The following is a 707-nucleotide window of genomic DNA, read 5'->3' as shown; positions in this document are numbered from 1 at the left end:
CCTCCTCGCAGGAGGCGATCCGCTGCAGCAGGCCAGCCAGGGCATGGCGCAGCGGCATCGGAAGATCATTGTCGCCATCCTCCAGGGCAGCCAGCACGGCTGGACGTATTTTGTCGGCCCCGGCAGGAATGGCAGCACCAAACTCGCGCAACAGACCGCGCACCAGATTGATCGCGGCCGTGCGTTCGGCTTTGTGGTGTTCGCGGATGCGATGCAGGCCCTGCGTACCCTGTTGCCCCGTGGTCTTTACCGGCACTGGGCGGATATCGCCACAGCGCGCAGCTTCCAGCAGGCCGGCGGCATCGGCGCGGTCGGTCTTGTTGCGCCGGACGTAGGGGCGTACATGCTGCGCCGGCAGCAGCTTCACCGTGTGGCCCAGCCGCATGAAGTGCCGCGCCCACGCATGCGCCGAGCCGCAGGCCTCCATGACAATGCTCAGCGGTGCGCGATTGACCAGGCATTGCGCAAACGGACCACGCTTGAGCCGCCTGCGCTCGACGATACGTCCTGCCGCATCGGCAAATGCCAGTTCAAACACGTCCTTGGCCAGATCCACTGCCAAGGTGACGGCAACGGATGATTCATTACCTGCGGCTTTGGTGGTAGCGTGCATGACCGGCTCCTGGCGTAGATCCCGCGTACTGATGGGCAACAGTTTCAGCTTGCGCATTGACGCGGCGTGGTGACGCGGGGAGTCCATTCGATCA

1 pseudogene is annotated in these 707 nt (G+C 64.5%); it reads right to left on the bottom strand.

What is annotated here, in order from left to right:
- Nucleotides 1–613: pseudogene (locus ABB30_RS15310) on the bottom strand (IS110-like element ISSko1 family transposase); the annotation flags it as partial.
- Nucleotides 614–707: the final 94 nt, after the last annotated feature.

It is taken from the genome of Stenotrophomonas ginsengisoli (assembly GCF_001431485.1).
GTDB classification, from domain to species: domain Bacteria; phylum Pseudomonadota; class Gammaproteobacteria; order Xanthomonadales; family Xanthomonadaceae; genus Stenotrophomonas; species Stenotrophomonas ginsengisoli.
This window is presented reverse-complemented; position numbering and strand designations above follow the sequence as displayed.